Source organism: Tenacibaculum sp. M1.3A (assembly GCF_057732375.1).
Genome location: NZ_JBYJEF010000002.1, coordinates 166,501 through 192,060, shown reverse-complemented (window position 1 = coordinate 192,060; position 25,560 = coordinate 166,501). Strand labels below are relative to the sequence as shown.

General features: G+C 32.2%; 22 protein-coding genes. 9 read left to right on the top strand and 13 right to left on the bottom strand.

Annotation, left to right across the window (positions count from 1 at the left end; all coding sequences use genetic code 11):
* Positions 1-9: 9 nt before the first annotated feature.
* Genes AC28QF_RS03445 through AC28QF_RS03425 form a run of 5 tightly spaced genes read right to left on the bottom strand, consistent with a single transcriptional unit; the run spans position 10 to position 4,595 of the window.
* Positions 10-1,170 (bottom strand): metal ABC transporter permease, encoded by a 1,161-nt coding sequence (locus tag AC28QF_RS03445; RefSeq protein WP_488200757.1) that lies wholly within the window; start codon positions 1,168-1,170, stop codon positions 10-12.
* Positions 1,163-2,287 (bottom strand): metal ABC transporter permease, encoded by a 1,125-nt coding sequence (locus tag AC28QF_RS03440; protein ID WP_488200758.1) that lies wholly within the window; start codon positions 2,285-2,287, stop codon positions 1,163-1,165. Before AC28QF_RS03440 ends, AC28QF_RS03445 begins: the two co-directional genes overlap by 8 nt.
* Positions 2,287-3,024, bottom strand: a complete 738-nt coding sequence (locus AC28QF_RS03435) for a metal ABC transporter ATP-binding protein (RefSeq protein ID WP_488200759.1) — start codon at positions 3,022-3,024, stop codon at positions 2,287-2,289. The genes AC28QF_RS03440 and AC28QF_RS03435 overlap by 1 nt, the downstream gene beginning before the upstream one ends.
* 1 nt (position 3,025) lies before the next feature.
* On the bottom strand, positions 3,026-3,937 hold the full coding sequence (locus AC28QF_RS03430) for a metal ABC transporter solute-binding protein, Zn/Mn family (protein ID WP_488200760.1): 912 nt from the start codon (positions 3,935-3,937) through the stop codon (positions 3,026-3,028).
* A gap of 1 nt (position 3,938) precedes the next feature.
* Positions 3,939-4,595: a metal-dependent transcriptional regulator gene (locus AC28QF_RS03425; protein WP_488200761.1), complete on the bottom strand. Its 657-nt coding sequence runs from the start codon at positions 4,593-4,595 to the stop codon at positions 3,939-3,941.
* A gap of 109 nt (positions 4,596-4,704) precedes the next feature.
* On the opposite strand from AC28QF_RS03425, the gene AC28QF_RS03420 reads away from it, so the two are divergent.
* The 3 genes from AC28QF_RS03420 (at position 4,705) to AC28QF_RS03410 (ending at position 11,289) form a co-directional block, all read left to right on the top strand.
* Positions 4,705-7,032, top strand: a complete 2,328-nt coding sequence (locus AC28QF_RS03420; protein WP_488200762.1) for a TonB-dependent receptor — start codon at positions 4,705-4,707, stop codon at positions 7,030-7,032.
* A gap of 208 nt (positions 7,033-7,240) precedes the next feature.
* A complete protein-coding gene (locus AC28QF_RS03415) occupies positions 7,241-10,057 on the top strand; it encodes a TonB-dependent receptor (RefSeq protein WP_488200763.1) in 2,817 nt (938 codons plus the stop codon).
* 35 nt (positions 10,058-10,092) lie between these two features.
* A complete protein-coding gene (locus tag AC28QF_RS03410) occupies positions 10,093-11,289 on the top strand; it encodes a multidrug transporter (protein WP_488200764.1) in 1,197 nt (398 codons plus the stop codon).
* A 51-nt stretch (positions 11,290-11,340) separates the two neighbouring features.
* Here the strand turns inward: AC28QF_RS03410 and AC28QF_RS03405 are convergent, their stop codons facing one another.
* From AC28QF_RS03405 to AC28QF_RS03380, 6 genes are all read right to left on the bottom strand, one after another.
* Positions 11,341-11,760 (bottom strand): hypothetical protein, encoded by a 420-nt coding sequence (locus AC28QF_RS03405; RefSeq protein ID WP_488200765.1) that lies wholly within the window; start codon positions 11,758-11,760, stop codon positions 11,341-11,343.
* 85 nt (positions 11,761-11,845) lie between these two features.
* Positions 11,846-14,707, bottom strand: a complete 2,862-nt coding sequence (gene infB, locus AC28QF_RS03400; RefSeq protein ID WP_488200766.1) for a translation initiation factor IF-2 — start codon at positions 14,705-14,707, stop codon at positions 11,846-11,848.
* A gap of 131 nt (positions 14,708-14,838) precedes the next feature.
* Positions 14,839-16,095: a transcription termination factor NusA gene (nusA, locus tag AC28QF_RS03395; RefSeq protein ID WP_483703612.1), complete on the bottom strand. Its 1,257-nt coding sequence runs from the start codon at positions 16,093-16,095 to the stop codon at positions 14,839-14,841.
* Positions 16,096-16,107: 12 nt separating this feature from the next.
* Positions 16,108-16,569: a ribosome assembly cofactor RimP gene (gene rimP / locus AC28QF_RS03390; protein ID WP_488200767.1), complete on the bottom strand. Its 462-nt coding sequence runs from the start codon at positions 16,567-16,569 to the stop codon at positions 16,108-16,110.
* A 262-nt stretch (positions 16,570-16,831) separates the two neighbouring features.
* Positions 16,832-17,845, bottom strand: a complete 1,014-nt coding sequence (locus AC28QF_RS03385; protein WP_488200768.1) for a DUF3089 domain-containing protein — start codon at positions 17,843-17,845, stop codon at positions 16,832-16,834.
* A gap of 90 nt (positions 17,846-17,935) precedes the next feature.
* The gene (locus AC28QF_RS03380; protein ID WP_488200769.1) at positions 17,936-18,829 is read right to left on the bottom strand and encodes a hypothetical protein; all 894 of its coding nucleotides are present in this window, start codon (positions 18,827-18,829) and stop codon (positions 17,936-17,938) included.
* 100 nt (positions 18,830-18,929) lie between these two features.
* Between AC28QF_RS03380 and AC28QF_RS03375 the strand changes: the two genes are divergently transcribed.
* From AC28QF_RS03375 to mscL, 3 genes are read left to right on the top strand one after another with little or no spacing between them, the layout of a single operon-like run.
* Positions 18,930-19,541: a thymidine kinase gene (locus AC28QF_RS03375; protein ID WP_488200770.1), complete on the top strand. Its 612-nt coding sequence runs from the start codon at positions 18,930-18,932 to the stop codon at positions 19,539-19,541.
* Positions 19,534-20,634, top strand: a complete 1,101-nt coding sequence (gene alr, locus AC28QF_RS03370; RefSeq protein ID WP_488200771.1) for an alanine racemase — start codon at positions 19,534-19,536, stop codon at positions 20,632-20,634. The genes AC28QF_RS03375 and alr overlap by 8 nt, the downstream gene beginning before the upstream one ends.
* A gap of 51 nt (positions 20,635-20,685) precedes the next feature.
* Positions 20,686-21,090, top strand: coding sequence for a large-conductance mechanosensitive channel protein MscL (gene mscL, locus AC28QF_RS03365; protein WP_488200911.1), 405 nt, complete (start codon positions 20,686-20,688; stop codon positions 21,088-21,090).
* A gap of 67 nt (positions 21,091-21,157) precedes the next feature.
* Here the strand turns inward: mscL and AC28QF_RS03360 are convergent, their stop codons facing one another.
* The gene (locus AC28QF_RS03360) at positions 21,158-21,748 is read right to left on the bottom strand and encodes a carboxymuconolactone decarboxylase family protein (RefSeq protein ID WP_488200772.1); all 591 of its coding nucleotides are present in this window, start codon (positions 21,746-21,748) and stop codon (positions 21,158-21,160) included.
* Between the two features lie 108 nt (positions 21,749-21,856).
* On the opposite strand from AC28QF_RS03360, the gene AC28QF_RS03355 reads away from it, so the two are divergent.
* The 3 genes from AC28QF_RS03355 to AC28QF_RS03345 all read left to right on the top strand — a co-directional run bounded on the left by AC28QF_RS03355 (position 21,857) and on the right by AC28QF_RS03345 (position 24,483).
* A complete protein-coding gene (locus AC28QF_RS03355) occupies positions 21,857-22,282 on the top strand; it encodes an OsmC family protein (protein ID WP_488200773.1) in 426 nt (141 codons plus the stop codon).
* A gap of 114 nt (positions 22,283-22,396) precedes the next feature.
* Positions 22,397-24,082: a single-stranded-DNA-specific exonuclease RecJ gene (recJ, locus tag AC28QF_RS03350; protein WP_488200774.1), complete on the top strand. Its 1,686-nt coding sequence runs from the start codon at positions 22,397-22,399 to the stop codon at positions 24,080-24,082.
* A 56-nt stretch (positions 24,083-24,138) separates the two neighbouring features.
* On the top strand, positions 24,139-24,483 hold the full coding sequence (locus tag AC28QF_RS03345) for a hypothetical protein (protein ID WP_488200775.1): 345 nt from the start codon (positions 24,139-24,141) through the stop codon (positions 24,481-24,483).
* Positions 24,484-24,491: 8 nt separating this feature from the next.
* Here AC28QF_RS03345 and AC28QF_RS03340 read toward each other — a convergent pair whose 3' ends face one another.
* On the bottom strand, positions 24,492-25,538 hold the full coding sequence (locus AC28QF_RS03340) for an endonuclease/exonuclease/phosphatase family protein (RefSeq protein WP_488200776.1): 1,047 nt from the start codon (positions 25,536-25,538) through the stop codon (positions 24,492-24,494).
* Between the last annotated feature and the right edge of the window lie 22 nt (positions 25,539-25,560).

The following is a 25,560-nucleotide window of genomic DNA, read 5'->3' as shown; positions in this document are numbered from 1 at the left end:
TATTATTATTTACCCTCTAAACAAAAAGAAATCTTTTTTCATCGATTCAATCTTAGAATCGTCGTTTGTTATAATATAATCTATTGCCTTTTCGGTAAAGGTTTTTCCTTTTTTGGTAAGTGATATAATTTGATTTTCTACAACAATCATATTATTTTTTCTAGCTAAATCTACCACAGATTTTGCTTTTATTTTATGCCAATTTATATGCTCATTTAAATGATTAATATGTCTCTCTCTTTTTTCAGTATGATTATTTAAGTGTAGCAAAAAAGTAAGTAATTGTACTTCTTTTTGTTGCTGCTTATTTCGATAAATTACTGAAATTAATCCTCTGTTTGGTGCTAATAAATACACAAAAAAGAACACCAAACCAAGCATACTAATCATAGATCCAGATATTGAAGCATCTAACCAATGCGCTAGCCAATAACCCGAAATGGCCGAAAAAACACCAAATAACCCAGAAAAAACTAACATTTTCTTTAAATCATTTGTTAATAAATAAGCGGTGGCCGCAGGCGCAATCATTAAGGCTACAACTAATATTGCTCCGACTGCATCAAAAGCTCCAACTGTTGTTATGGATGCCACACTCATTAATCCGTAGTGAATTACAATTGGCGAAAAACCTAAGGCTGTTGCCAAACCAGCATCGAACGTACTTATTTTTAATTCTTTAAAAAAAGCGATTAAAAGGCTTAAGGTAATTACTAATATTGTTCCTATAATCCATAATGATTTCGGTCCGATATCTGTTCCGTTAATCAACAATCGATCAAACGGAGCGAAAGCCAGTTCACCCAATAAAACAGCATCAACATCTAAATGAACATCGTTTGCATTTTTAGCTATTAAAAGTACACCAATACTAAACAATGCTGGAAATACTAAACCAATTGCTGTATCTTCTTTTACCAATTTTGTTTTCTGAATATACTCAACCAATACTACTGTTAAAATTCCTGACAGGGCTCCCATTAAAATTAATAAAGGAGAATTTAAATCATGTGTAATAAAAAACCCGATTACCAAACCAGGTAAGATCGAATGGCTAATAGCATCGCTAATTAATGCCATTTTTCGCAATACCAAAAACACGCCAGGTATTGCACAAGCTACTGCTACTAAACTTGCTATTAATTGTATTTCTATCTGAGCGCTACTCATTTTCTATATGTTGATTATACAAATTACCTGCAAATTGATATCCTTCTTCCGTCATCGACCACATTCTACCTTGCACTTTTATATATTTTTTCTCTTCTAACTCTTTTAAAGTTGCTCTTGTATATCCTTGAAAGTTATTTAAAATTTTTACCGCATGCGGATGCGATTTATCCTCGTGCGTTTTCACCAAATCAAACATAAAAGACAAGGTTTTATGCAACTGTAAATCTCTTCTATTCTTTAAAAGACGTATTTGACGGAATAACAAACCCCTTGAGGGTGAGAAAATAAATGAAAACACCACAAACACCGCTGCTACTAACACTATTACAGGCCCAGTAGACAAATTAGATTGACTTGCACTAATTCCTGTACCTACAACACCAGCGAGTGAACCGAAAACAGCTGCTAAAATAACCATTGTACTCAGGCTATTTGTCCATTGTCGAGCTGCCGCTGCTGGTGCCAATAACATCGCACTCATTAAAACAACTCCTACCGTTTGCAACCCTAAAACAATAGCCAACACAATAAAACTTGTGATTAAAGCATCTATAAAATTTATATTAAAGCCCAATGTTTTTGCATAATCGGCATCAAATAATAAGAGTTTAAATTCTTTCCAAAAAAGGAGTAATACAAACAAACAGATAGCGGTAACTATTGCCATAAACCAAACATCTTTAAGTAACAATGTTGCGGCCTGACCAAATAAAAACTTATCTAATCCTGATTGATTTGCATTCGGTAATTTCTGAATAAAAGTTAAAAGCAACATTCCAAAACCAAAGAAAACAGAAAGAATAAGCCCTAAAGCAGTATCTGTTTTTAAATGGGTGTTTTTCACGATTCCTCGTATCCAGAAAGCTCCGATTAGCCCGCTAATCAATGCCCCCAGCAATAAAATACTGGTATCTTTTGTTCCTGTAATTAAAAATGCGATTGCAATACCAGGAAGCGATGCATGTGAAATTGCATCTCCTAATAAACTTTGTTTTCTTAGTACAGCAAAACTTCCTAACATACCACAAATAGCGCCTAAAATTGCCGTTCCGATGGTGATTGTTCGAAGCGTGTAGTCTGAAAAAACGAGATTAAAATATTCTTGTAAATCCATTATTGCTGTACACTTACTTTATAATTAATTCCGTATGTTTTTGTTAGGTTATCATCGTTAAAAATTTCTTTAACTGGTCCCGTTGCTATTTTTTTTACATTTAAAAAAGTTACCCAATCGAAATATTCTGGAACGGTTTGTAAATCATGATGTACAACAACTACTGTTTTTCCTGCTTTTCGTAATTCTTTTAAAATATTAATAATAGTTATTTCGGTAGTCGCATCTACTCCCTGAAAAGGTTCATCCATAAAATAGATAGACGCATCTTGTGCCAATGCTCTGGCCAAAAAAACACGTTGTTGTTGCCCACCTGAAAGCTGAGAAATTTGTCTACTTTTAAAAGCTAACATTCCTACTTTTTCAAGCGCTTCTAATGCTGTTTTTTTCTGTGATTTCCCTGGGCGTTTTATCCAACCTAAACTTCCATAAGTCCCCATCATAACAACATCTAAAGCTGTAGTAGGAAAATCCCAATCTACACTTCCTTTTTGCGGAACATAAGCAACTAATTTTCGTTGTTTATCATATGATTTTCCATAAATAGAAACACTTCCTGCAATGGGATTTATAATTCCTAAAATAGATTTTATCAATGTAGATTTTCCTGCACCGTTTGGACCAACAATTGCCATTAAAACTCCTTCAGGAATGGCTAAATCAATATCCCAAAGTACTGGTTTGTAATTATAAGCAACCGTTAAATCATCTACCGTTACTGCGTATTTTGTTTCCATATTATTTTAATGCGTTAACAATCGTATTCACATTTGCTTTGTACATGCCTATATAAGTCCCTTCTATTGTTCCTGCATTTCCTAAAGCATCAGAATACAACGTTCCGCCAATTACCACTTCCTGATCTTTAGATTTTACAGCTTCCTGTAAAGCTTCAATAGTTCGTTTTGGAACAGAACTTTCTACAAAAATTGCTTTTACATTCTTTTCTATAATAAACTTCGCTAACTTCTGAACATCCTGAACACCAGCTTCTGTTGCCGTTGATAATCCTTGTAAGCCTACAACATTAAATTGATGCTGTTTTCCGAAATAATTAAAAGCATCGTGTGCAGTTACCAAAATTCTTTTCTCTATTGGTAATTCGTTTATTTTGCTTTCAACCTCTTTGTTTAAAACTACTAGTTTCTCTAAATATTCTTTCGCACTTTGGTGATAAAAAGCGGCATTTTTAGCATCTATTTCTGCTAATTTTTCTGCTACGTAAGATGTTATTTTACTCCAATTATTAAGATCAAACCAAATATGAGGATCGTAATTTGAAGCGAACAACTCTGAACTTATCAAGTTCTTTTTATTAATTACATCAGAAACAACAATCGTTTTTTTATTTTGATGTTGCATTTTCTCAAAAACCTCTTCTAATTTCCCTTCTAAATGTAATCCGTTATAAATAACAACATCAGCATTAAATAATTTTGAAACATCACCTTCACTAGCTTTATACAAATGCGGATCTACTCCTGCACCCATTAAACCTTTAACTTCTAATTTATCACCTCCAATATTTTTTACTAAATCGGTAATCATCGTAGTAGTTGTAACTACCTTTAATTTACCATTTTCGTTTTTTGTTTTTTTACCACAACTTACTGCTAATAAGATTACAAATAATAATGCTATTCTTTTCATCTTAATTTTTTTGTATATAAATATTGTTTGCTACTTTGTTTGAAATCGTCATTTCTTTCTCGTTGATTTTCACTAAAAAAGAATCATCAAAAGGTTCTTTATCTAACACTTCTATATTGAGTCCTAATCCGATTTCTTGCTTGTCTAAAAAACGCAAAAACTCAGAAGAAGTATCGTTTACACCTACACAAACTCCTTTTTCGTTTTTTTGCAGTGTAGATAACAAGCTTTTTTTTATTTGAGGTAAATTCCCTTCCTTATCAGGAATTGGATCTCCGTGAGGATCTCTTTTAGGGTGTCCTAAAAAAGCATCCAACTCGTCTATTAGTTTTGGCGATTTTATATGCTCTAATTGTTCTGCAACTTCATGCACTTCATCCCAAGAAAAATTAAGTTTTTCTACCAAAAAAACTTCCCACAATCGATGTTTGCGAATAATGCTAGCCGCAGTTTTTTTTCCGAGTTCGGTTAACGTAACACCTTGATACTTTTTATAAACAACGACTTCTTTATCAGATAGCTTTTTAATCATATCTGTTACCGAAGAAGCTTTTGTTTTTAACCGCTTAGCAATAGCATTTGTACTGATTCCTTTATCAGATATTGCTGCTAGGTGATAAATGGTTTTAATATAATTTTCTTCTGACTGGCTAAACATTGTATTTTTTTGACTTTACAAATATATAAATTTTCATTTACATAAAATAATTTTTAGTCTTACCTAAAAATTTATTTACCTTTGCGTAAAAATATTTAATAAATTACCAATGAAGAATGCTGTTTTTTTAATTATTCTATTTGTTACCAGCCTTGTAAAAGCACAAACAATTACAGGAAAAACAACTAATACGAAGGGAGAAACAATCCCTTTTGTAAACATTCTTGTAAAAGGAACAAACACTGGAACAACAACTGATGAAAACGGAAATTACACGATAGAAATATCAAAAAGTAAATTTGTTTTAGTCGCTTCTTCAATAGGTTTTTTATCAGAAAGAAAAAACATCAACTTAAAATCATCCGAAGAAAAAAAAGTAGATTTTATTTTAACTGAAACTACCGAGGTTTTAGATCAGGTTACTGTAACAGGAACAAGAACCGACAGAAGAAGTACTAAAAACCCTGTAATTGTAAACGTAATTAACAATGAAACTTTAGCAAATGTACAGGCATGTAATTTATCTGAAGGTTTAAAATTTCAGACTGGACTGCGTGTAGAAACCGATTGCCAAACTTGTAATTACACACAATTACGTATGAACGGATTGGCGGGTGGTTATTCTCAAATATTAATAAATGGGCGACCAATTTTTAGTCCGCTAACTGGTTTATACGGTTTAGAGCAAATACCTACCAATATGATAGATCGTATTGAGGTTGTTCGCGGTGGTGGCTCTGCATTATACGGGTCGAGCGCTATTGGTGGTACTGTTAATGTGATTACTAATGTTCCTAAAAAAGACGATTATAGTATTCAATATACTTATCAAAATTTTAAAGGTGCTTCAGACCATATCATTGCTGGTAATGCAACTGTTGTTAATGATGCTAAAAATGCTGGAATTTCTTTTTTCATCAACAATAGAGCTCGAGAAATTTACGATCATAATGGCGATAATTTCTCTGAATTACCACAATTAAAAAACAACTCTTTTGGTACTAGTTTATTTTTCTTGCCAACAGAAAATCAGAAGCTAGAAATTAACTTTAGTAAAATGAATGAATACCGTTATGGCGGCGAAATGATTAAAAACGCGCCGCACTTTGCATTACAATCCGAAGAGAGAACACACGATGTATATGTTGGTAATATTGATTATCAAATTAATTTTAATGAAGATAAAAGCTCATTAATTACCTATTTTGCTTCTCAATATACCGCCAGAGATCATTACACAGGTATTCGCCCAGAAATAGGTACTCCAGAAGATACTGCTCATTTGGCAAATCCGCCTTATGGAAATTCAGAAACCACTACTTTTCAAGGAGGAATTCAGTTTAATCATAAACTAGAAGATTTCTTACAAGGAAATAATGTATTAACTATTGGTGGGGAGTTTGTACAAGATGATGTGTACGACGAAATTGATGCTTATAAATATGTTGTGGATCAGGTTACTAAAAACTACGGATTCTTTTTTCAGAGTGATTGGGAAATAAACAAAAAGTGGAATTTACTTGCAGGTGTTCGTTACGATCATCATAAATTAAATGCTTTAAAAAGAGACGGATCCAAAAAATTAATAACCAATAATGTGGCGAGTCCACGAGTTTCTTTACTTTTTAAACCTTTTGAAAAAGCACAAGTAAGAGCCACTTGGGGAACCGGTTTTAGAGCGCCACAAGCTTTTGACACCGATTTACATATTGCTTTTGCAGGTGGCGGAATATCGAGAGTACAACTTGCTGATAATTTAAAAAGAGAACGCTCTAATAGTTATACCGTTTCTTTTAATTACGATCAACCAACAGAACATTATATATACGGCTTTACAGTTGAAAGTTTTTATACCAACTTAAATGATGCTTTCTTTTTAGAATCTATAGGGGAAGATGAATTTGGTGAAGTTTTTGAAAAAAGAAATGGTGATGGCGCTATTGTAAAAGGAATTACTTTAGAAACAAGATTAAACTACGACGGAGTTGTTCAGTTTGACGCTGGTTTTACGTATCAATCAAGTAAATACAATACTGCCATTAATAATTCTGATGCTTTAAATTCGAAGAAAGAATTTTTACGCACTCCAACTACTTACGGATATGCAACGGCAACATACACTCCAAATCAGAAATTTAAAACGGCGTTAAATGTAGTATATACTGGTAAAATGGATGTGCTTCATTTAGCTTCTGATTTAAATTTAGCGAATGACGAATATTTTAAGTCTCCTAAATTCTTTAATGTAGGAATTAAAACAAGTTATAATTTTGAATTAGAAAAGCTAGATAGTAATATTGAATTTTTTGCAGGTATTAAAAACGTTTTTGATTCTTATCAAACAAATTTCGATGTAGACAAGGAACGTGATAGTAACTTTATTTACGGTCCTGCAAACCCAAGAACTTACACTTTAGGCTTTAAAATATATAAATAACCTATTAATACATACAATATACTGAAACCGGGAAGCTTACGTAAGCTTTTCGGTTTTTTCGTAATCTACAGTTAATATTCTCATAACAAAACAAGCCTTCATTAACATTTAAGAAACATTCTAATAAAACAAGCATAATTTGCGTGTAACATTAGCTTTACAATATAACGTCAGATTTGCATTGTATTTAAAACGTAAGTTAATTAGAATGAAAAATTTAATATTAATAACTCTTTTAGGCCTTTGTAGTTTTGCTTATTCACAAGACAAAGGAACAGTTAGTGGTCTTGTTACAGATAAAGAGATGAACAATGAAGCATTGCCATTTGCCAATGTTTTTATTAAAGGAACAACTATTGGAGGAACTACCGATTTTGATGGTAAGTACACTCTTAATGTTCCTGCAGGAAATCAAATAGTAGTTTTTAGTTTTGTTGGTTATCAAACCATAGAAAAACAAGTTATTGTTAAAGCCAATCAAACAATAACCCTTAACCAACAATTAGGAGCAAACGAAGGTGTTGCTTTAGATGAAATTGAAATTAAAGGTAGCACAAGTAAAGATAAAGCCAGCGCTTTATTACTTGAGCAAAAAAAGGCCGTTGTTATTAAAGAAAGTATTGGTGCCGAAGAGCTATCATCAAAAGGAATATCTGATGCGGCAGGAGCAGTATCTAAAATTTCTGGAGTTTCTAAGCAAGAAGGTTCAAGCAATGTATATGTTCGTGGTTTAGGAGATCGTTATTTAAATACCACAATGAATGGTTTATCATTACCATCAAACAACATTGCTAAGAAAAACATCGATTTAAATTTATTTCCTTCGGACATTATACAAAACGTGTCTATCAGTAAAGCTTACTCTTCTACTTTTTATGGAGATTTTGCTGCAGGTAACATCGATGTTTCATCTAAAGAATATAATGGTAACGGATTTGTAGAAGTAAATCTTAGTTCTGGAGTAAACTCTAGGGCAATGGGTGAAGATTTTAAAAAGAGCGAAGGAACTGGCGATTTTGGCTACTACAATAGATTTAAAAGTAATCCGTATGCAGTTGTACTTTCTCATGGCGTAGATCCTATAAATGCTAGTAGCCCTGTTAACAATTCTATTGGTATTAATACTGGTAAATCTTTTAATTTTAATGACGGATCTAGGTTAAGTCTTTTCGGAACAGCTTCTTTTAGTAGAGATTTTGAATATAGAGAAGGTCCTATTGTAGATTTTTCTAATGTATTTAAAAAGAAATATCCGAACGCAAAAGAATACTCTTACTCAACATCTACAACAGCAATGTTAAGTGCTTTGTATAAAATTAATAGCGACCATAAATTAAAATTCACTTCTCTTTTCTTAAACAATTCTAGTGATGAAGTTGGTTACTATGGTTATAAAGGTTTAGGTGAAAACAGAGATGCTTTAAGAAATACTGATGAAGGTTTTTATCAAATGAATGTGCAATATAATCAAGATCTTGTTTTTGTAAATCAAGTAACTGGTGATCATAAATTTGAAGATGAAAAACTAAAGTTAACTTGGGGTATTGGTTATAATAATGTTTTTGCTCATGAGCCAGACAGAAAAAGAATTAGTTTAGAAAATTTTCAATATTCTTTAGACAACGATCCTAGTACCAATCCTGTTTTTTACACAAATAACTCTTTTGATAACCAACGTTATTTTCAGAAAATTATTGATGAGGAATTAAACAGTAGAGTAAACTTAACTTATAAGACTTCTGAAAACTTAGCTTTAAACTTTGGGTATAACGGAAGGATTAAAGAAAGAAGTTTTGAAAATATTAGATATGGTTACGACATTTTAAACAAACAATTTGAAGTAACAGATGTTAACAATCTTAATGCTATATTTAACATTAACAATGCTCAGATATTTAAAGATCAAACGGGTAAAATATTTAAACTAGATGCTTTTAGAAACATTCCTGGATATGAAAATAGTAACATTGCTAGTTTACCTGGTTTAAACGAAAACACATATGACGGTCAATTAAAAATACATGCAGGTTATGTTTCTGCTGAAATAAGCGCAGGTGAAAAATGGGTGATTGTACCTGGTATAAGGCTTGAATCTTTTAATCAAAATATTAATTATAATGTTATTAATATTAACCCGAATGATCCTGGTTACAGAAGTGCTTCTGAAACATTTTTCTTACCTAGTTTAAACCTTAAATACGCCGTAAACGAAGATCAAAACTTACGATTTAACTTTAGTCAAACTGTATCAGTACCAGAATTTAAAGAAGTGGCACCCTTTATTTACGAAGGTATTGGACAAAGAATTGGTGGTAATCCAGATTTATTAGACAACCCATCATTTTCTAAAGTATTTAACATCGATTTAAAATACGAATGGTTTATTTCTAGAGATGAAATATTATCTATCGCTGCATTCGGAAAACAAATTAACAACCCCGTAAACCTTGTAATAGCAAATAGTGCGGCAGGTAACCAACGTTATTTTAGAACAGGAGATAAAGCTACTGTTTTAGGTGTAGAGTTAGAGGTACGAAAAAACTTAATAAAAAATGAAGATGATGAAACAATAATTTCTACTGGTTTTAATTTCACATACATGCACACTAAGCAAGATTTAAAACAAAACATTTCAGGAGTTTCTCGTTACAGCACAACCTTTAATAGAGATAGTGATGAGCTTCAAGGTGCATCTCCATTCTTAATAAACGCAAACATTAATTATAGTCCGATAAGTTTTAAAAACTACAAGCCAATTACCTCAATCGTTTTCTCTTATTTTTCAGATAGAATAGATGCTTTAGGAGCTGGTGCATTAGGAAACATTATCGAAAAGGGAGTACCAACTTTAGATTTTGTTTGGAAGAATAAAATTGGTGAAAAATGGGAAGTAAACTTAAAAGCCAAAAACTTATTAGACCCATCAATAAAAAGGGTTAGAGAAAACACTTCTATAGGAGATGTTATTTTATCTGAATATAAAAGAGGAACGAATATAGGCTTAGGTCTTAAGTACAAATTTTAACAACTAAATAAAAACACTTATTAAACTTTAAAAAAATGAAAAACAATTTTTTATTAGGATTAGCAATTGCAACTACATTATTAACATCATGTGGTGAGGATGGTACTGCTGACATCGTTATAAACGACAACAGCGTAACAAACAATAACGGAGGTGGTACAAACCCTACAACCGGTGAAAATGTTGAATTAAGAGGAAACTACACAAATGATTTAACTTTAGATGCTTCTAAAAACTATACTATAACAGGACCAACAATTTTTGAAGATGGTACAACATTAACAATACCAGCTGGTACAGTTATAAAAGCAGCCGCTACAGGTGCTGATGTATATTTAGCAATTGCACAAGGAGCTAAAATAATGGCAGAAGGTACTTCTAGCCAACCAATTATTTTTACATCAAGTGCTAATACTCCAAATGCTGGTGACTGGGGTGGTTTAATTTTATTAGGAAGAGCCCCTATAAATTCAGTAGTTGGTGGTACTGCTACTTCTACTTCAGAGATTGCAAGTTTACCTTATGGTGGAAATATTTCTGATGATAACTCTGGAAAATTAAGATATGTAAGAGTAGAATATTCTGGTGGTAAAGCTGATGGATCATCAGAAAACAACGGATTTTCTTTTTACGGAGTTGGTAATGCAACTACTGTAGAATATATTCAAATGTTTGAAGGAAAAGATGATGGGGTTGAATTCTTTGGTGGTACTGTAAACGTAAGTAATGTTTCTGTAGTAAATGCAGAAGATGATTCTATCGACTGGACAGAAGGGTATTCAGGAACCATTACAAATGCTTATGTAAAACACGGTACTGATCATGATAAGGGATTTGAATGTGATGGTTACAATACCGATATAGGAAATTTATCTAGCACGAACTTCTTTTCTAAGCCTACTGTTACAAACGTAACTATTGAAGGTTTAGGTTCTGGAACGGCAAATGAAGCTATTCGTTTAAGAGCTGGTACACAAGGTATATTTAACAATGTTTTATTAGTAGGTTTTGCTGAAGGATTTGATCTTGATGGTGATGATACCGATAATCCAACTGGTAATGGCGTTACCGATGGTAATTTAAAAGCTACTGATGTAAAGTTTGAAGATGTTACTGTTAAAGTAAAAAATGATACAGGTGTTGCTTTTACTCCTACTGATTTTTTAACTGAAAATGCAGCTGCTACAGGTACAGATTATGCTACATGGGGTGCAGGTTGGACTAGAGAATAACCTTAATTACTTTATAAAAAAACCGAGCAATTGCTCGGTTTTTTTATGCGCTTATTTTTTTATCAAACTGTATAATAAATCTTCTAGTTTTTTTAATTCTTTAGGCGGGTTACCCGCATCAAAACTTGATGATAGATATTCCTTACCTTTTAATGTAATAGCTATTTTACCTATTAAAGCCATGTCAGCAGCGCTGTTATTGGTTGGTGCTTTTAAATCGGCTATTTCAGCTAGTTTTATTAAACTTACCAACTCATTTAAACTAGTTAATTGTTCGTTAGAAAGCTCATATCTCGCTTTTTTATTGGGTAATTTATAAGATACCTCTTTAGCATCAACATTAATTAATGTCATACTTCCTCTAGTTCGAGCTTCATACTTAATACTATCAAAATTCTTATCTATATTTTGTGAAGCGCAACTCATGGTTAATAGCATAAAAAAAGGTGTAATTATTTTTAAATATTTCATTTGATTAAATTTTAAGGCCACATGTAAATATAAAAAAAGACACCTTAAATAAGGTGTCTTTTAAAATTATATAGTAAGTTTAAATTTACTTCAACTTCTTCTTAACTGCTATTTCAGTATAAGCTTCAATTACATCTCCTTCAGCAATATCATTGTATCCTTTTATTTGAACACCACAATCATATCCTTTTGTTACTTCTTTAACATCATCTTTGAAACGTTTTAATGCAGTTAATACTCCATCATGAACTACAATTCCGTCTCTAATAATACGTATTTTAGAATCTCTTGTAATTTTACCACTAATTACCATACAACCTGCAATGTTACCAACTTTAGAAATTTTATAAACTTCTCTAATTTCAATATTTCCAAGAATTTCTTCTTTCATATCAGGAGATAACATTCCTTCCATGGCATCCTTAAGATCGTTAATAGCATCATAAATAATAGAATATGTTCTAATATCAACTTCTTCTCTATCTGCTATTACTCTTGCGTTTGCTTGTGGTCTTACATTAAACCCTACAATAATGGCATCAGATGCTGTTGCTAACAACACATCAGATTCTGTAATTGCTCCAACTCCTTTATGTAAAATATTTACTTGAATTTCTTCAGTAGATAATTTCTGGAATGAATCTGTTAAGGCTTCTACCGAACCATCTACATCTCCTTTTAAGATAATGTTTAATTCTTTGAAATCTCCTAACGCAATACGACGACCAATTTCTGCTAATGTTAATGTTTTTTGAGTTCTTACAGATTGTTCTCTTTGTAATTGAGAACGTTTTGCTGCAATTTGTTTTGCTTCACGCTCATCTTCAAATACATTAAACTTATCACCTGCTTGTGGCGCACCGTCTAATCCTAATATTGATACAGGTGTAGATGGTCCGGCAACTGAAACTTTGTTTCCTTTATCATCAAACATAGCTCTTACTTTACCACTATGCTTACCTGCTAAAATATAATCTCCAATTTTTAATGAACCTGTTTGCACTAAAATTGTAGATACATATCCTCTACCTTTATCTAATAATGCTTCAACAACTGCTCCTGTTGCAGTTCTATTTGGATTTGCTTTTAATTCTAAAATTTCTGCTTCAAGTAATACCTTTTCTAATAACTCAGGAATTCCTTCCCCTGTTTTAGCTGAAATATCTTGAGACTGAATATTACCTCCCCATTCTTCAATCAATAAATTCATCTGCGATAATTGTGTTTTCACATTATCTGGATTTGCATTTGGTTTATCAATCTTGTTAATAGCAAAAATAATTGGTACACCTGCTGCCTGAGCATGAGAAATAGCTTCTTTTGTTTGAGGCATTACATCATCATCTGCTGCAGCTACAATAATTACTAAATCTGTTACTTGAGCTCCACGCGCACGCATTGCTGTAAAGGCCTCATGACCTGGTGTATCTAAAAATGCTATTTGTTGATCTCCAACGTTCACTGAATATGCACCAATATGCTGAGTAATACCTCCTGATTCACCTTCAATTACATTCGCCTTACGGATGTAATCTAATAATGATGTTTTACCATGATCTACGTGACCCATTACCGTAATAATTGGCGCACGTGTTATTAAATCTTCTGGCTTGTCTATAACTTCTTCAATAGATTCTTCTACCTCAGCGCCAACAAACTCTACTTTATGGTTAAACTCTTCAGCAACAATAACTAATGTTTCAGCATCTAAACGCTGATTCATTGTTACCATCATTCCTAACATCATACATGAAGAAATAATGTTTGTTACAGGAACATCCATCATCGTAGCAACTTCACTTACAGTAACAAATTCAGTTACTTTTAAGATTTTGTTATCTAATGCTTGAGCTTCTAATTCTGCTTCAGTATGCTCTCTGTGTGCATCCCTTTTATTTCTACGGTATTTAGCTCCCTTACCTTTTTTAGATTTACCTTGAAGTCTTTCTAAAGTTTCACGTACTTGTTTTTGTACTTCTGCCTCTGTAGGCTCTTCTTTTTTGACTACTGGCGATCTTTGTCCTGGTCTTCCTCTTCCTCCTGGGCGACCAACACCACCTCTTCCTGTTGGACGACCAACACCACCACCTCTTGTAGAAGGTCTTGCTGCTGTTCCTGGTTTTGCTGTTCCTGGCTTACTAATTCTTTTACGCTTCTTTTTATCAGCGTCAGATTTAGCATCTGGTTTTTTCTTTTTAGGTCTTTCAAATTGCTTTAAGTCAATTTTTTGACCTGTAATTTTAGGACCGTCAAGTTTTTTATATTGAGTTTTAAGTTTCTCTGCGTTTTCTGGAGTAACCTCAACAGGCTTCTCTTCTTTCACTTGTTCCACTTTTTTCTCTGCTACTTTTTCAATTGGTTTTTTTTCAACCTTTTTAGGAGCCTCCTTTACTATTTTAAACTTTGCTTTTACTGGCTCTTTTCTTTCAATCTTAGCTGTAGGTGCTTCAGTTTTCTTTTCCACCACTTTTTCAGTTAATTTCTCAACTTCTTTAGCTTCTTGAACAGGAGTTTCTTCTTTAGGTGTTTCTTCAACCTTTTTCGGAGCTTCTTTTGTAGGTGCTGGTTTCTCTTCAACTGCTTTACCAGTTTTCACATCAATCTTTCCTACAGTTTTAAGCTCTAATTTTTTAGCCTTAGCTTTTAAAACTTCTTGCTTTTTGGCTTCGTCTTCTACCCTCTTCTTCTCTTGTTCTTCTTCTACTTGTAGACGAATAGCTTCCTTTTCTTTACGCTTTTCTTCGCTTACTTCTTTAGAGGCTACTTTCTTAGATTTATCTGTTTGAAAACCATCAAATAATATTTGATATTCTTTATCAGAAATTTTAGTAGTAGGACGAGCTTCTATTTCATGACCACTTTTAGCTAAGTGTTCTACTGCTCTATCTAAAGAAATGTTTAATTCTCTTAATACTTTATTGAGTCTTAATTTGTTGCCTTCAGCCATAAATTATTTTATACTTTATATTCAAAAAACACACTTTATACTTTCGTATAGTTACGTTCTTTTTCTCTTAATGTCAGATTTTGTATTGATTATCATCAATTTTGCAGGAGACTGACTTCCTTTATTTTCTTTTATTCTTCGAATTCTTCTCTTAAAACTCTCTGAACATCTAATATTGTTTCTTCTTCTAAATCGGTTCTTTGTACTAACATCGAAACATCTTTCTCAAGAACACTCTTTGCTGTATCTAAACCTATTTTTTTGAATTCTGCAATTACCCAAGCTTCAATTTCATCAGAAAACTCTGTTAACTCAACATCTTCTTCTTCTAAACCTTCACGTTGTACATCTATTTCGTAGCCTGTTAATTCACTAGCTAAACGAATATTTACTCCTGATCGCCCAATTGCTTTAGATACTTCTTCTGGCTTTAATAAAACGCTTACACGTCCTTTCTTACCATTTTTCTCTTCTTCGTAAGGCTTAATATCAACCGATGTTACTTTTGCAGGGCTTAATGCTCTTGCTATAAATAACGCTTCGTTTTTTGTGTAATTAATTACATCGATGTTTTCGTTTCCTAATTCACGAACAATACCGTGAATACGAGATCCTTTTACACCAACACAAGCTCCTACAGGATCTATTCTATCATCATAAGAATCTACCGCTACTTTTGCTTTATCACCAGGTATTCTTGCAACACCTTCAATGGTAATTAATCCATCAAAAACTTCTGGTATTTCTTGTTCAAATAACTTTACTAAGAAAGCAGGTGAAGTTCTTGATAAAATAATAGCAGGTTTGTTACCTCTTAATTCTACTGTTTTTATAACTCCACGAACAGAATCTCCTTTTCTAAAGAAATCTGAACGAATTTGCTCACTTTTTGGTAAAACGATTTCGTTTCCTTCGTCATCTAACAAAATTACTGCATTATGTCGAATATGGTGTACTTCTGCACTATAAATCTCACCTTCTAACTCTTTAAATTGCTTAAAAATGTTTGTGCTATCGTGCTCGTGTATTTTAGAAATTAAATTTTGGCGTAATGCTAAAATAGCACGTCTTCCTAAATCGATTAATTTTACTTCTTCAGATACATCTTCACCGATTTCAAAATCTGGTTCAATTCTTCTTGCTTCTGCAAGCTCTATCTCTTCATTATCATCTTCCGAAAAACCATCAGCAACTACTACTCGGTTTCTCCAAATTTCTAAATCCCCTTTATCTGGGTTAATAATTATATCAAAGTTTTCATCAGACCCAAACCTACGTTTTAATGCTGCACGGAATACTTCTTCTAAGATAGACATTAGTGTTACCCTGTCTATACTTTTATTATCTTTAAACTCTGAAAATGATTCAATTAACGCAATATTTTCCATTTCATTCTCTTATTAAAATATGATCTTCACTTTTGCTTCCTTAATATCGTCATACGACAAAATCATTGTTTTCTCTACCGTATGTTTTCCTTTACCAATTGGCTTAGGCTCTCTCGCTTTCCAAAACAATGTAATAGTATCATCGGTTGCTTCGGTTAACGTTCCTTCAAATTCTTCAGTTGCTGTTTTAACTTTTAGAATTCTACTAATATTCTTTTTATACTGACGCTTTACTGTAAGCGCATGTGCAATATCAGGTGTTGTTACCTCTAAAGAAAAATCTTCTTCTTCTCTATCTAAATTATGCTCTATTTTTCTACTAATACGCATGCATTCATTTAAAGGCACTCCTGAATCACCATCAACAATCACTTTTATTTTACTGTTCGCCAAAAATTGCAAATCAATTAAATATAACGATTCGTTCTCTTGCAAAGCTTCTTGTAATAATTCTTTTACTTTTTCTTGATTCATCCTAAGGTATAAAAAGAGGGGACTCTCGTCCCCTTCCATCCATCTAATTAATAAATTTGCTGCAAAGATAGTAAGTTATTCATTAACACGCAAATATCTTCTTCTTCAAAATACTTCACGTAATTAAAATGAATTATCTACTTATAAATCCATCTGTTATGAAAAAAACATTCACTTCTATAATTTTCTAATACTTGATTATTTATAAAAATTAATCTTGATTATCAATTTGATAAAAGCACTATTGAAATCCTTACATGACTTACTGTTTAGCATCTAACCAATTTTGCAATCTTAACTCGCTATTCATTTTAACATCTAACCAAAACAAATTAATATCTCCCGCATGATAATTCTTAAGAAATGACATAAAAAAACGCAACGGAAATTTAGGATTTGTAGACCAAACTAAGCCGTCTGTAATTTGAATTTTTAATGCTTTACAATACAAATTTCCATTACTATATAAGAAACCTTTATGCTGATTTAATTCTGTAGTTTTAGACGCATCCCATGTTATTGGGTTTGTTGTTACACTTCCTTTATAAAAATCTTTATTTTTAGGGAAATTATTCTTTTTAAAAGTATTCCAAGAAACAAAACCTCCTGTTTCTTCTGGAGAAACCATTGGCTTAATTGTTTTAAACTCATTAGGCGCTACACGCATTCCCGGAATATAAGCCGCTACCAACCTGTTTTGAAGTGACTTTTCATCAAAAAAATCTTTTAATAATCGAATTGCGTGTCTAGAACCCTGACTGTGACCTGCAATTATAATAGGTCGATTATTGTTGTACTTTTTTAAATATACTTCAAAAGCATTTTTTACATCTTCATACGCTAAATCTAAAGCCTTATCGCCTCCTTTTTTATACCTTCTATTAAAAGATCGATAATGCGCTTGCCTATAAAAAGGTACATACATTTTTCCTGATGTTGCAAAGGCTGAGGCTTGATATAAAACTACCTTATTTAATACTTTATCATTCTGTTCTTGATCGGTTACAGGAACATTCCATCGCTCATCTTTTTTACTCGTATTTAAAGTTGGATATATATAAAAAACATCTGCTTTTAAAGCGGCATTTTCAGAAGGTAAATATTTAGCAAAACCTTTTGGGTATTTAGATGGTAAAACTGCCCATGAATTTTCTAACTCATAATTTGGTTTTGAAGGACTGTTTTTATCGCTAAACATTTGTGTATTGTAAGTTGATTTACAACTACCAAAAATGACTAACAAAAACACACCTACTACAACTTTAATACTTTTCATTTTTTATGTTTTTGGGTAGATGATTAACTCTATTCGTTATTTCTTCTTTTATGAAAATGAGTATGTATAACTATTAGATCTGAATTCATTTTAAATAAATCTTCTTTCAATTATTGAAAACAAACGCGCTTCGTATTCTTCTTTATTAGACCAATCATAATCTGGTTTAATCATTTTATTAATAAATTTTTTAGCTTCTTTCTCTGTTTTAAATGTATTTAACTGAGAAATCACTCTATTAAAATCACTTTGATTCCCATCAAACAAGTGCTTTACAAAAACAATTCTATCGTTTAGGTCTATTTGGATGGTACTTTGTAATTGATCATTTAATGATTTTCTTAAATCAACCTTCTCAAATAAATCAGCCATAACATCAACCGAAATCGTTCCTTCTAACTCATCCTCAAGAGTGCCTTTTTTCAACTCTTTAATCTCTTCTATCTCATCCTTAACCACTTCTTCTTTTGAAAATAATAAATTCTCAATTTCATCAAAAGGTTGTTCTGTAATTTCTTTTACCTCTTCTAAACTTATTCTTTCCTCTTCAACTACTACAGTAACTTCCTCAACAGCCTCAACCTTGGTAATTTCAACGATCTCCTGAACATCTTCAATCTCGGTAGCTTCAACAACTTCTGCAACAGGTTCGTTTGTAACTTCAGTCACGACTCCTACTTCTGCTATCTTTTCTTCAGCTTCTTCTAGTTGATGTATAACTTTATTTGTTGTTTTAAAAGAATCTTCAGCGTTACTTTCTTTGCTTTTCTTTTCTTCTGCCAACAAAACATCCTCTAACAATTCTTCCTTTGTTTTTAAAGGATTGGGGGTGTTATTTATGTATTCTTCTACATATGCTAAAACCGAAAGTTTTTCATAAACCTCATGTGCCTTCTGTTTTAACTCAAACACATCATCTTTATTTTTCATTCGTAAAATGCTGTGTGCTAAACTGGTTAAATCTGATGCTAGTTTTTTGTGCATAAGTTGTTCTTTGATTTTAATTTTTGCTGTTAAATTTTAATAAATTTGTTGCTTACTCGAAAGTAACACAAAAATCAATAATAGCGCTTAAAATTACAAAATGTTTCTTGAAAATACAGTAAATCATACAGAACAATTTGGTTGGATTGAGGTAATTTGTGGCTCAATGTTTTCGGGTAAAACCGAAGAATTAATTCGCAGACTTAAACGTGCGCAATTTGCAAAGCAACGCGTAGAGATTTTTAAACCATCAGTAGATACTCGTTACGACGATGAAGAAGTGGTATCTCATAATGCTACCAGAATTAGATCAACACCAGTGCCGTCGTCATCAAATATTAGAATATTAGCTAATAACGTTGATGTTGTTGGTATTGATGAAGCACAGTTTTTTGACGATGAAATCGTTGCTGTCTGTAACGATTTAGCCAACAGAGGCGTGCGTGTTATTGTTGCTGGTTTAGATATGGATTTTAAAGGAAATCCTTTCGGGCCAATGCCAGCATTAATGGCAACTGCCGAATATGTAACAAAAGTACATGCCGTTTGTACTCACACTGGTAATTTAGCACACTATAGTTATAGAAAAGCTTTAAATGACGATTTGGTTTTACTTGGCGAAACCCAAGAATACGAACCATTAAGTAGGGCTGCTTATTATAAAGCAATGCAAGCGCAAAACAAAAAGAAAGAAAATTTATCGGATGAATAATCATGTTACTGTTTTAGAAATTGATGCAGAATCTCTACATCATAATCTTGCTTATTTCAAGCAAAAATTAAATCCTAAAACCAAGGTTTTAGCGGTCGTAAAAGCTTTTGGTTATGGCAGTGAAGCTACAGAAATAGCAAAAATGCTTCAAGATAAAGTAGATTATTTTGCGGTTGCTTATTCAAACGAAGGAATTATTTTACGCGATGCAGGTATTAAAACACCTATTTTAGTTTTACATCCACAGATTCAGAATCTAGAGGACATTGTAAAATACCGACTAGAACCAAACCTGTATAACTTTAAAATATTGGAGGCTTTTTTACAATTAGCGGATAAAAAGCCATTAATGAATTATCCTATTCATATTAAATTTAACACAGGTTTAAATAGATTAGGTTTTTGGCATACTGATACTCCGGTGCTTATTTCTCAATTAAAAAAGTCTAACAACATAAAAGTTGAATCGATTTTTTCGCATTTAGCAGCAAGTGAAGACCCTAATGAACACGATTTTACAATTGGACAAATAAACAACTTTGCTTATATCGTAAAAGAGATTTACCAGCATTTAGGTTACAAACCTATGATTCATATTTTAAACACCTCTGGTGTTGTTAATTATCCACAAGCTCAGTTTGATATGGTTCGTATAGGTATCGGTCTGTATGGTTTTGGAAATAACGACCATGAAACTTCTCAATTAAAAAACACACATACTTTAAAATCTATTATATCACAAATACATTTAATTCAACCTGGCGAAACTGTAGGTTACGGCAGAGCTTTTGTTGCTAGTAAACTAACTCGTAGTGCAACGATTCCTGTCGGACATGCAGACGGTATTTCGCGAAAACTAGGAAATAAAGAAGGTTTTGTATTTATCAACAACCAACCAGCACCTATTATCGGAAATGTTTGCATGGACATGATTATGGTTGATGTTACAAAAATAGAATGTAAAGAGGGTGATGAAGTTATTATTTTTAACCATCAAAAACACATTCAATATATTGCTCATAAGTGCGAAACCATTTCTTATGAAATACTTACTGCCATATCTCAACGTGTAAAAAGATTGGTTAAATGCTAAATTTTATTTACTTTTCAACTCAATTAACTATTAAAACTCAAAAACATGGGAATGCTTAAAGAATTTAAAGAATTTGCAATGAAAGGTAACTTAATCGATATTGCTGTTGGTTTTGTTATGGGTGCAGCTTTTAAACAAGTAGTAACTTCTTTTACTGGCGGTATTGTATCTCCTTTAATTGGCCTACTATTTAATGCCGATTTTAAAGATTTAAAATATATTGCAAAAGAAGGAGTCGCAGACGAAGCTGGAAAAATAACTGGTGAAGTTGCTATATTATATGGTGAATTTCTAACCAACGTTATCGATTTTATTATTGTTGCTTTTGTAATGTTTATGGTGGTAAAAGCTATAAACGCAATGAAGAAAAAAGAAGTACCTGCTCCTGAAGCTCCAAAAGGACCAAGTCAGGAAGATTTATTAGGTGAAATTAGAGATTTATTAAAAAATAAATAACAGCTAATTACAAATACAAAAAAGCCGGTAAAATTAAATTTTACCGGCTTTTTATTTATTTTATCTTTTAAACATGCTTCCCTTTTTCCCAACCTGTTTTTCCAAGATATTGTTCTCCGCTTTCTACGGCTCCTTCTTCAATTGAAGTTCCCATAGAGTCGTTCCAACGGTTTAAATATCCGAAGAGAGAAATAACACCTAACATTTCTACAATCTCACCTTCATCCCAATATTTATACAATTCGGTTTTTATTTTTTCATCCACCATATTTGGTACCATTGAAGCTGCTAAAGAAAAATCTAACGCAGCACGTTCTGCTTCAGAAAAAGCAGCGTGCGTTTTATATTCCCAAATATTATCTAACTGCTCTTGTTCTGCTCCGTAACGTTCCGCAGCTCTAATAGCATGTGCCTGGCAATATCTACAACCTGTAGCGTTACTAGAAACCCAAGCAATCATTCTTTTTAAAGCCGATGTTACCTTGCCTTCATTTGCCATAACTGCTTTATTTAAGTTGATAAAAGCTTTTGAAATAGCAGGACGCCTTTGCATTGTTAAAACCGAATTTGGGCAAAACCCAAGTGTTTCATTAAAAAATTCAGCTAATTCTTTTGTTTCTTTATCATGATCGGCAGATAATGGTGTTACTAATGGCATATGTTTTATTTTTTGATGATTTTTTACTGTAGTTTTGTAAAAGAGCACAACATCTCGTTGCTTCTTTTTTAAATTTGCTTACGCAATAAACAAAAAAATAATCAAATTATGGCATCACATACAGTTACAACAGTTTGGAAAGAAAACATGCAATTCGAAACTGATAATCCAAGCGGACATAAAGTTTTAATTGATACTTCGGAAGAAAACGGAGGAAACAATTCTGGCTTAGGGCCAAAAGCAATGATGCTTTCTGCATTAGCTGGTTGTTCTGGCTTAGATGTGGTTTCTCTATTAAAAAAAATGAGAACAGAAATTGTTGATTTTAAAATGGAAGTTACTGGTGAACTAACAGAAGAGCACCCTAAATACTATGATAAAGTTTCAGTTGATTATCATTTTTACGGAACAAATTTAGATGAAGAAAAAATTCATAAAGCAGTAAAATTATCAGTAGACAAATATTGTGGTGTTATGGAAATGTTTAGAAAATTTGCGGAAGTAAAAACTACAAATCACTTTCATGAGCAATAAATATTCGCTTTAATCCATAATCTTTACGTCATTCTGAATTTATTTCAGAATCACATACTTACAATAAACAACTGAGGATTAATTCACGTAATCCTTTCGTTATAAATTAAAAATATGCGTTGGACTTTAAAACCAGCACCCGATTCTAAAAAAGTAAATCAATTAGCTAAAGAATTATCTGTCGATAAAACTTTGGCTAAAATTCTTGTACAACGTAATATTGATACTTTTGATAAAGCAAAACAGTTTTTCAGACCTTCATTAAACGATTTACACGATCCGTTTTTAATGAAAGATATGGATATTGCTGTTCAGCGAATTGAAAAAGCAATTACCAATAACGAAAATATTTTAGTTTTTGGTGATTATGATGTTGACGGAACTACTGCCGTTTCTTTAATGTCGTCTTATTTAAAAACAATTCACCCAAATATTGCCACATATATTCCCGATAGATATGCCGAAGGTTATGGCGTTTCTTATATGGGAATTGACTTTGCAGAAGACAATGAATTTTCTTTAATTATCGCTTTAGATTGCGGAATAAAAGCCGTCGATAAAGTTGCGTATGCATCTAAAAAAGATATCGATTTTATTATTTGTGATCATCACAAACCAGGAGCAGAAGTACCAAGAGCTGTTGCCATTTTAAATCCGAAGCAAGTAGATTGCTCGTATCCGTATGATGAATTATGTGGTTGCGGAGTTGGTTTTAAATTGATTCAAGCATTGGCTTCAAAAAGAAATCAAACTATTGATGATTTGGTAGGTTATTTAGATTTGGTAGCCACTGCAATTGCCGCAGATATTGTTCCGATGACTGGCGAAAACAGAACGCTAGCTTATTGGGGTTTACAGGTAATTAATTCGCAACCAAGAAACGGAATTAAAGCAATTATTCATCAATTAGATAAAAAAGAATTAACCATTACCGATGTTGTTTTTATTATCGCTCCGCGGATAAATGCTGCGGGTAGAATGAAGCACGGTAATCATGCTGTTGAGTTGCTAACTGAAATGGATTTTGAGGCTGCTATTGATTTTGCTGCATCCATAGAAAAATACAATTCAGACAGAAAAGAACTCGATAAAAAAATTACGCAAGAAGCCTTGCTTCAAATTGAAGAAAACGAAGAAACTGAAAAATTTACTTCTGTTGTTTTTGATGAAAGTTGGCACAAGGGTGTTATCGGAATTGTAGCTTCTCGCTTAATAGAAACTTATTACAGGCCAACCTTAGTTTTTACTAAAAGTGGTGATAAATTAGCTGCTTCTGCACGATCGGTAAAAGGGTTTGATGTATATAATGCGCTAGAACAATGTACGGAGTTTATTGAGCAATTTGGTGGGCACAAATATGCTGCGGGCTTAACTTTACTGCCTGAACAATATGAAGGTTTTAAAAATAAATTTGAAGAAGTAGTTGCAGCAACTATCGATAAAGATTTATTGATTCCTGAAATTAGCATCGATGCTGAATTAGATTTATCTGAAATTTCTCCAAAATTTTATAGAATATTACAGCAAATGGCGCCTTTTGGTCCGTTAAATATGAAACCTACTTTTTCAACCTCATCCGTAAGAGATAATGGCTACGGAAAACAAGTTGGCGCAGATAAAACACACTTAAAACTAAATATTATTTACGGTTCAGATAAAAGAACATACAATGCTATTGGTTTTAATTTAGGTAATAAATTATCTTTTGTTCAGAATGAATTTGATATTGTGTATGCATTGGATGAGAATACTTGGAACGGTAATACCTCTATTCAATTAATGCTAAAAGATTTAAAATAATTTATTTAGAATTATTCTAAATAAATTATATATTTGTTTCCATAATACGGTTTAATATGGAAAATATTATTAAAATATACGACAACAAAATTGGTGTTTCATTTTGTTGGAAAGACACAAGTACTAATTTAATTCAGATTATATTTCGTGACACAGGTTTTCATTTAAATGAAAACGAAATTGAAAGCTTTTTAGAAAAAGTAATTGACTCAAAAAATCAAAAAAATTGCCCTACCTGCACCGAAGGAGAAAATTGTAAATCTATTTTATTACAAACCCCCTCTAACAAAGTAAGCATGGCTGTGTCGATGGTAGAATTGTCTCAAATAGATGATTTACTTAAGGGAACGTTGTTTCAAATGCGCATGAACAACTATTTAGATGATTTATGTAAAAATTAATGTGCTTGTTACTCTAATTTTTCTTTTATTAAATACATATAAACAGGATAATGATCGCTGTAGCCACCAGTATATTTTCCGCTTGAAAAACTTCTAAAAGGATATCCTTTATAGCGTCCTTTTTTTTCGGTTAAAAACTGTTTATTAAAAATTGATGCTTTAAACATTTTAAAAGAAGAATACTCTTTTTTTCCATTATCTAATAACGATGAAGTTATTACAATTTGGTCAAACAAGTTAATATTATCTCGATACATTAAAGTATTAAATCCGCGACGAAACATGTTTTCATACGGATTGTAAAGATCATCTTTTTTAACATCGCTCTTTTTCGCTTTAGTTTTTAAAACTGTTTTAAAACTAGAGTTTGTAGGATCGTCATTAAAATCACCAAGAATTAATATCTTTGGATTCGGATCGTTTTCTTTAATGTTTTTAATGATCTGAGTTACTTTATAAGCTGCTTTTTCTCGTAATGCTCTACTTTTTTTCTCACCGCCTCTTCGCGATGGCCAATGATTTACAATTACATGAATTAATTCATCATCTAAATAACCTGAAACCCACAATATATCGCGAGTATAAACCTTTTTATTTTCTTTATAAATATTGGGATTAAAAACTTCGAAGTGAATTGGTTTAAAATATTTTTTTTGATACAATAAAGCAACATCAATACCTCTTTTATCAGGAGAATCGAAATGGATGATTCCGTAATCTTTGTTTTTTAATTTATCAGTATCGATTAAATCTTCTAATACTTTTTTATTCTCAACCTCAGCAACACCAATAATAGCCGGACTCGTTTTTGTTTTTTCTGAACCAAGTTGTGAAATAACATCAGATAATTTTTCTAATTTATCTTTATATACCTTTTCCCTATTTTCTTTAATCTCCATCATCGGGCTGGCTTCATCATTCTTCTCAACATCATCAACGGTATCAAAAAGATTTTCTAGATTATAAAAACCAATCGTTCTTATTTTATATGTTTTTTGAGCATAAGAAGATGCTGTAATAAGTACTATAAATATAAGCGCTGCTACTTTTTTCATTTTATAATATTTGTTGGTAAAA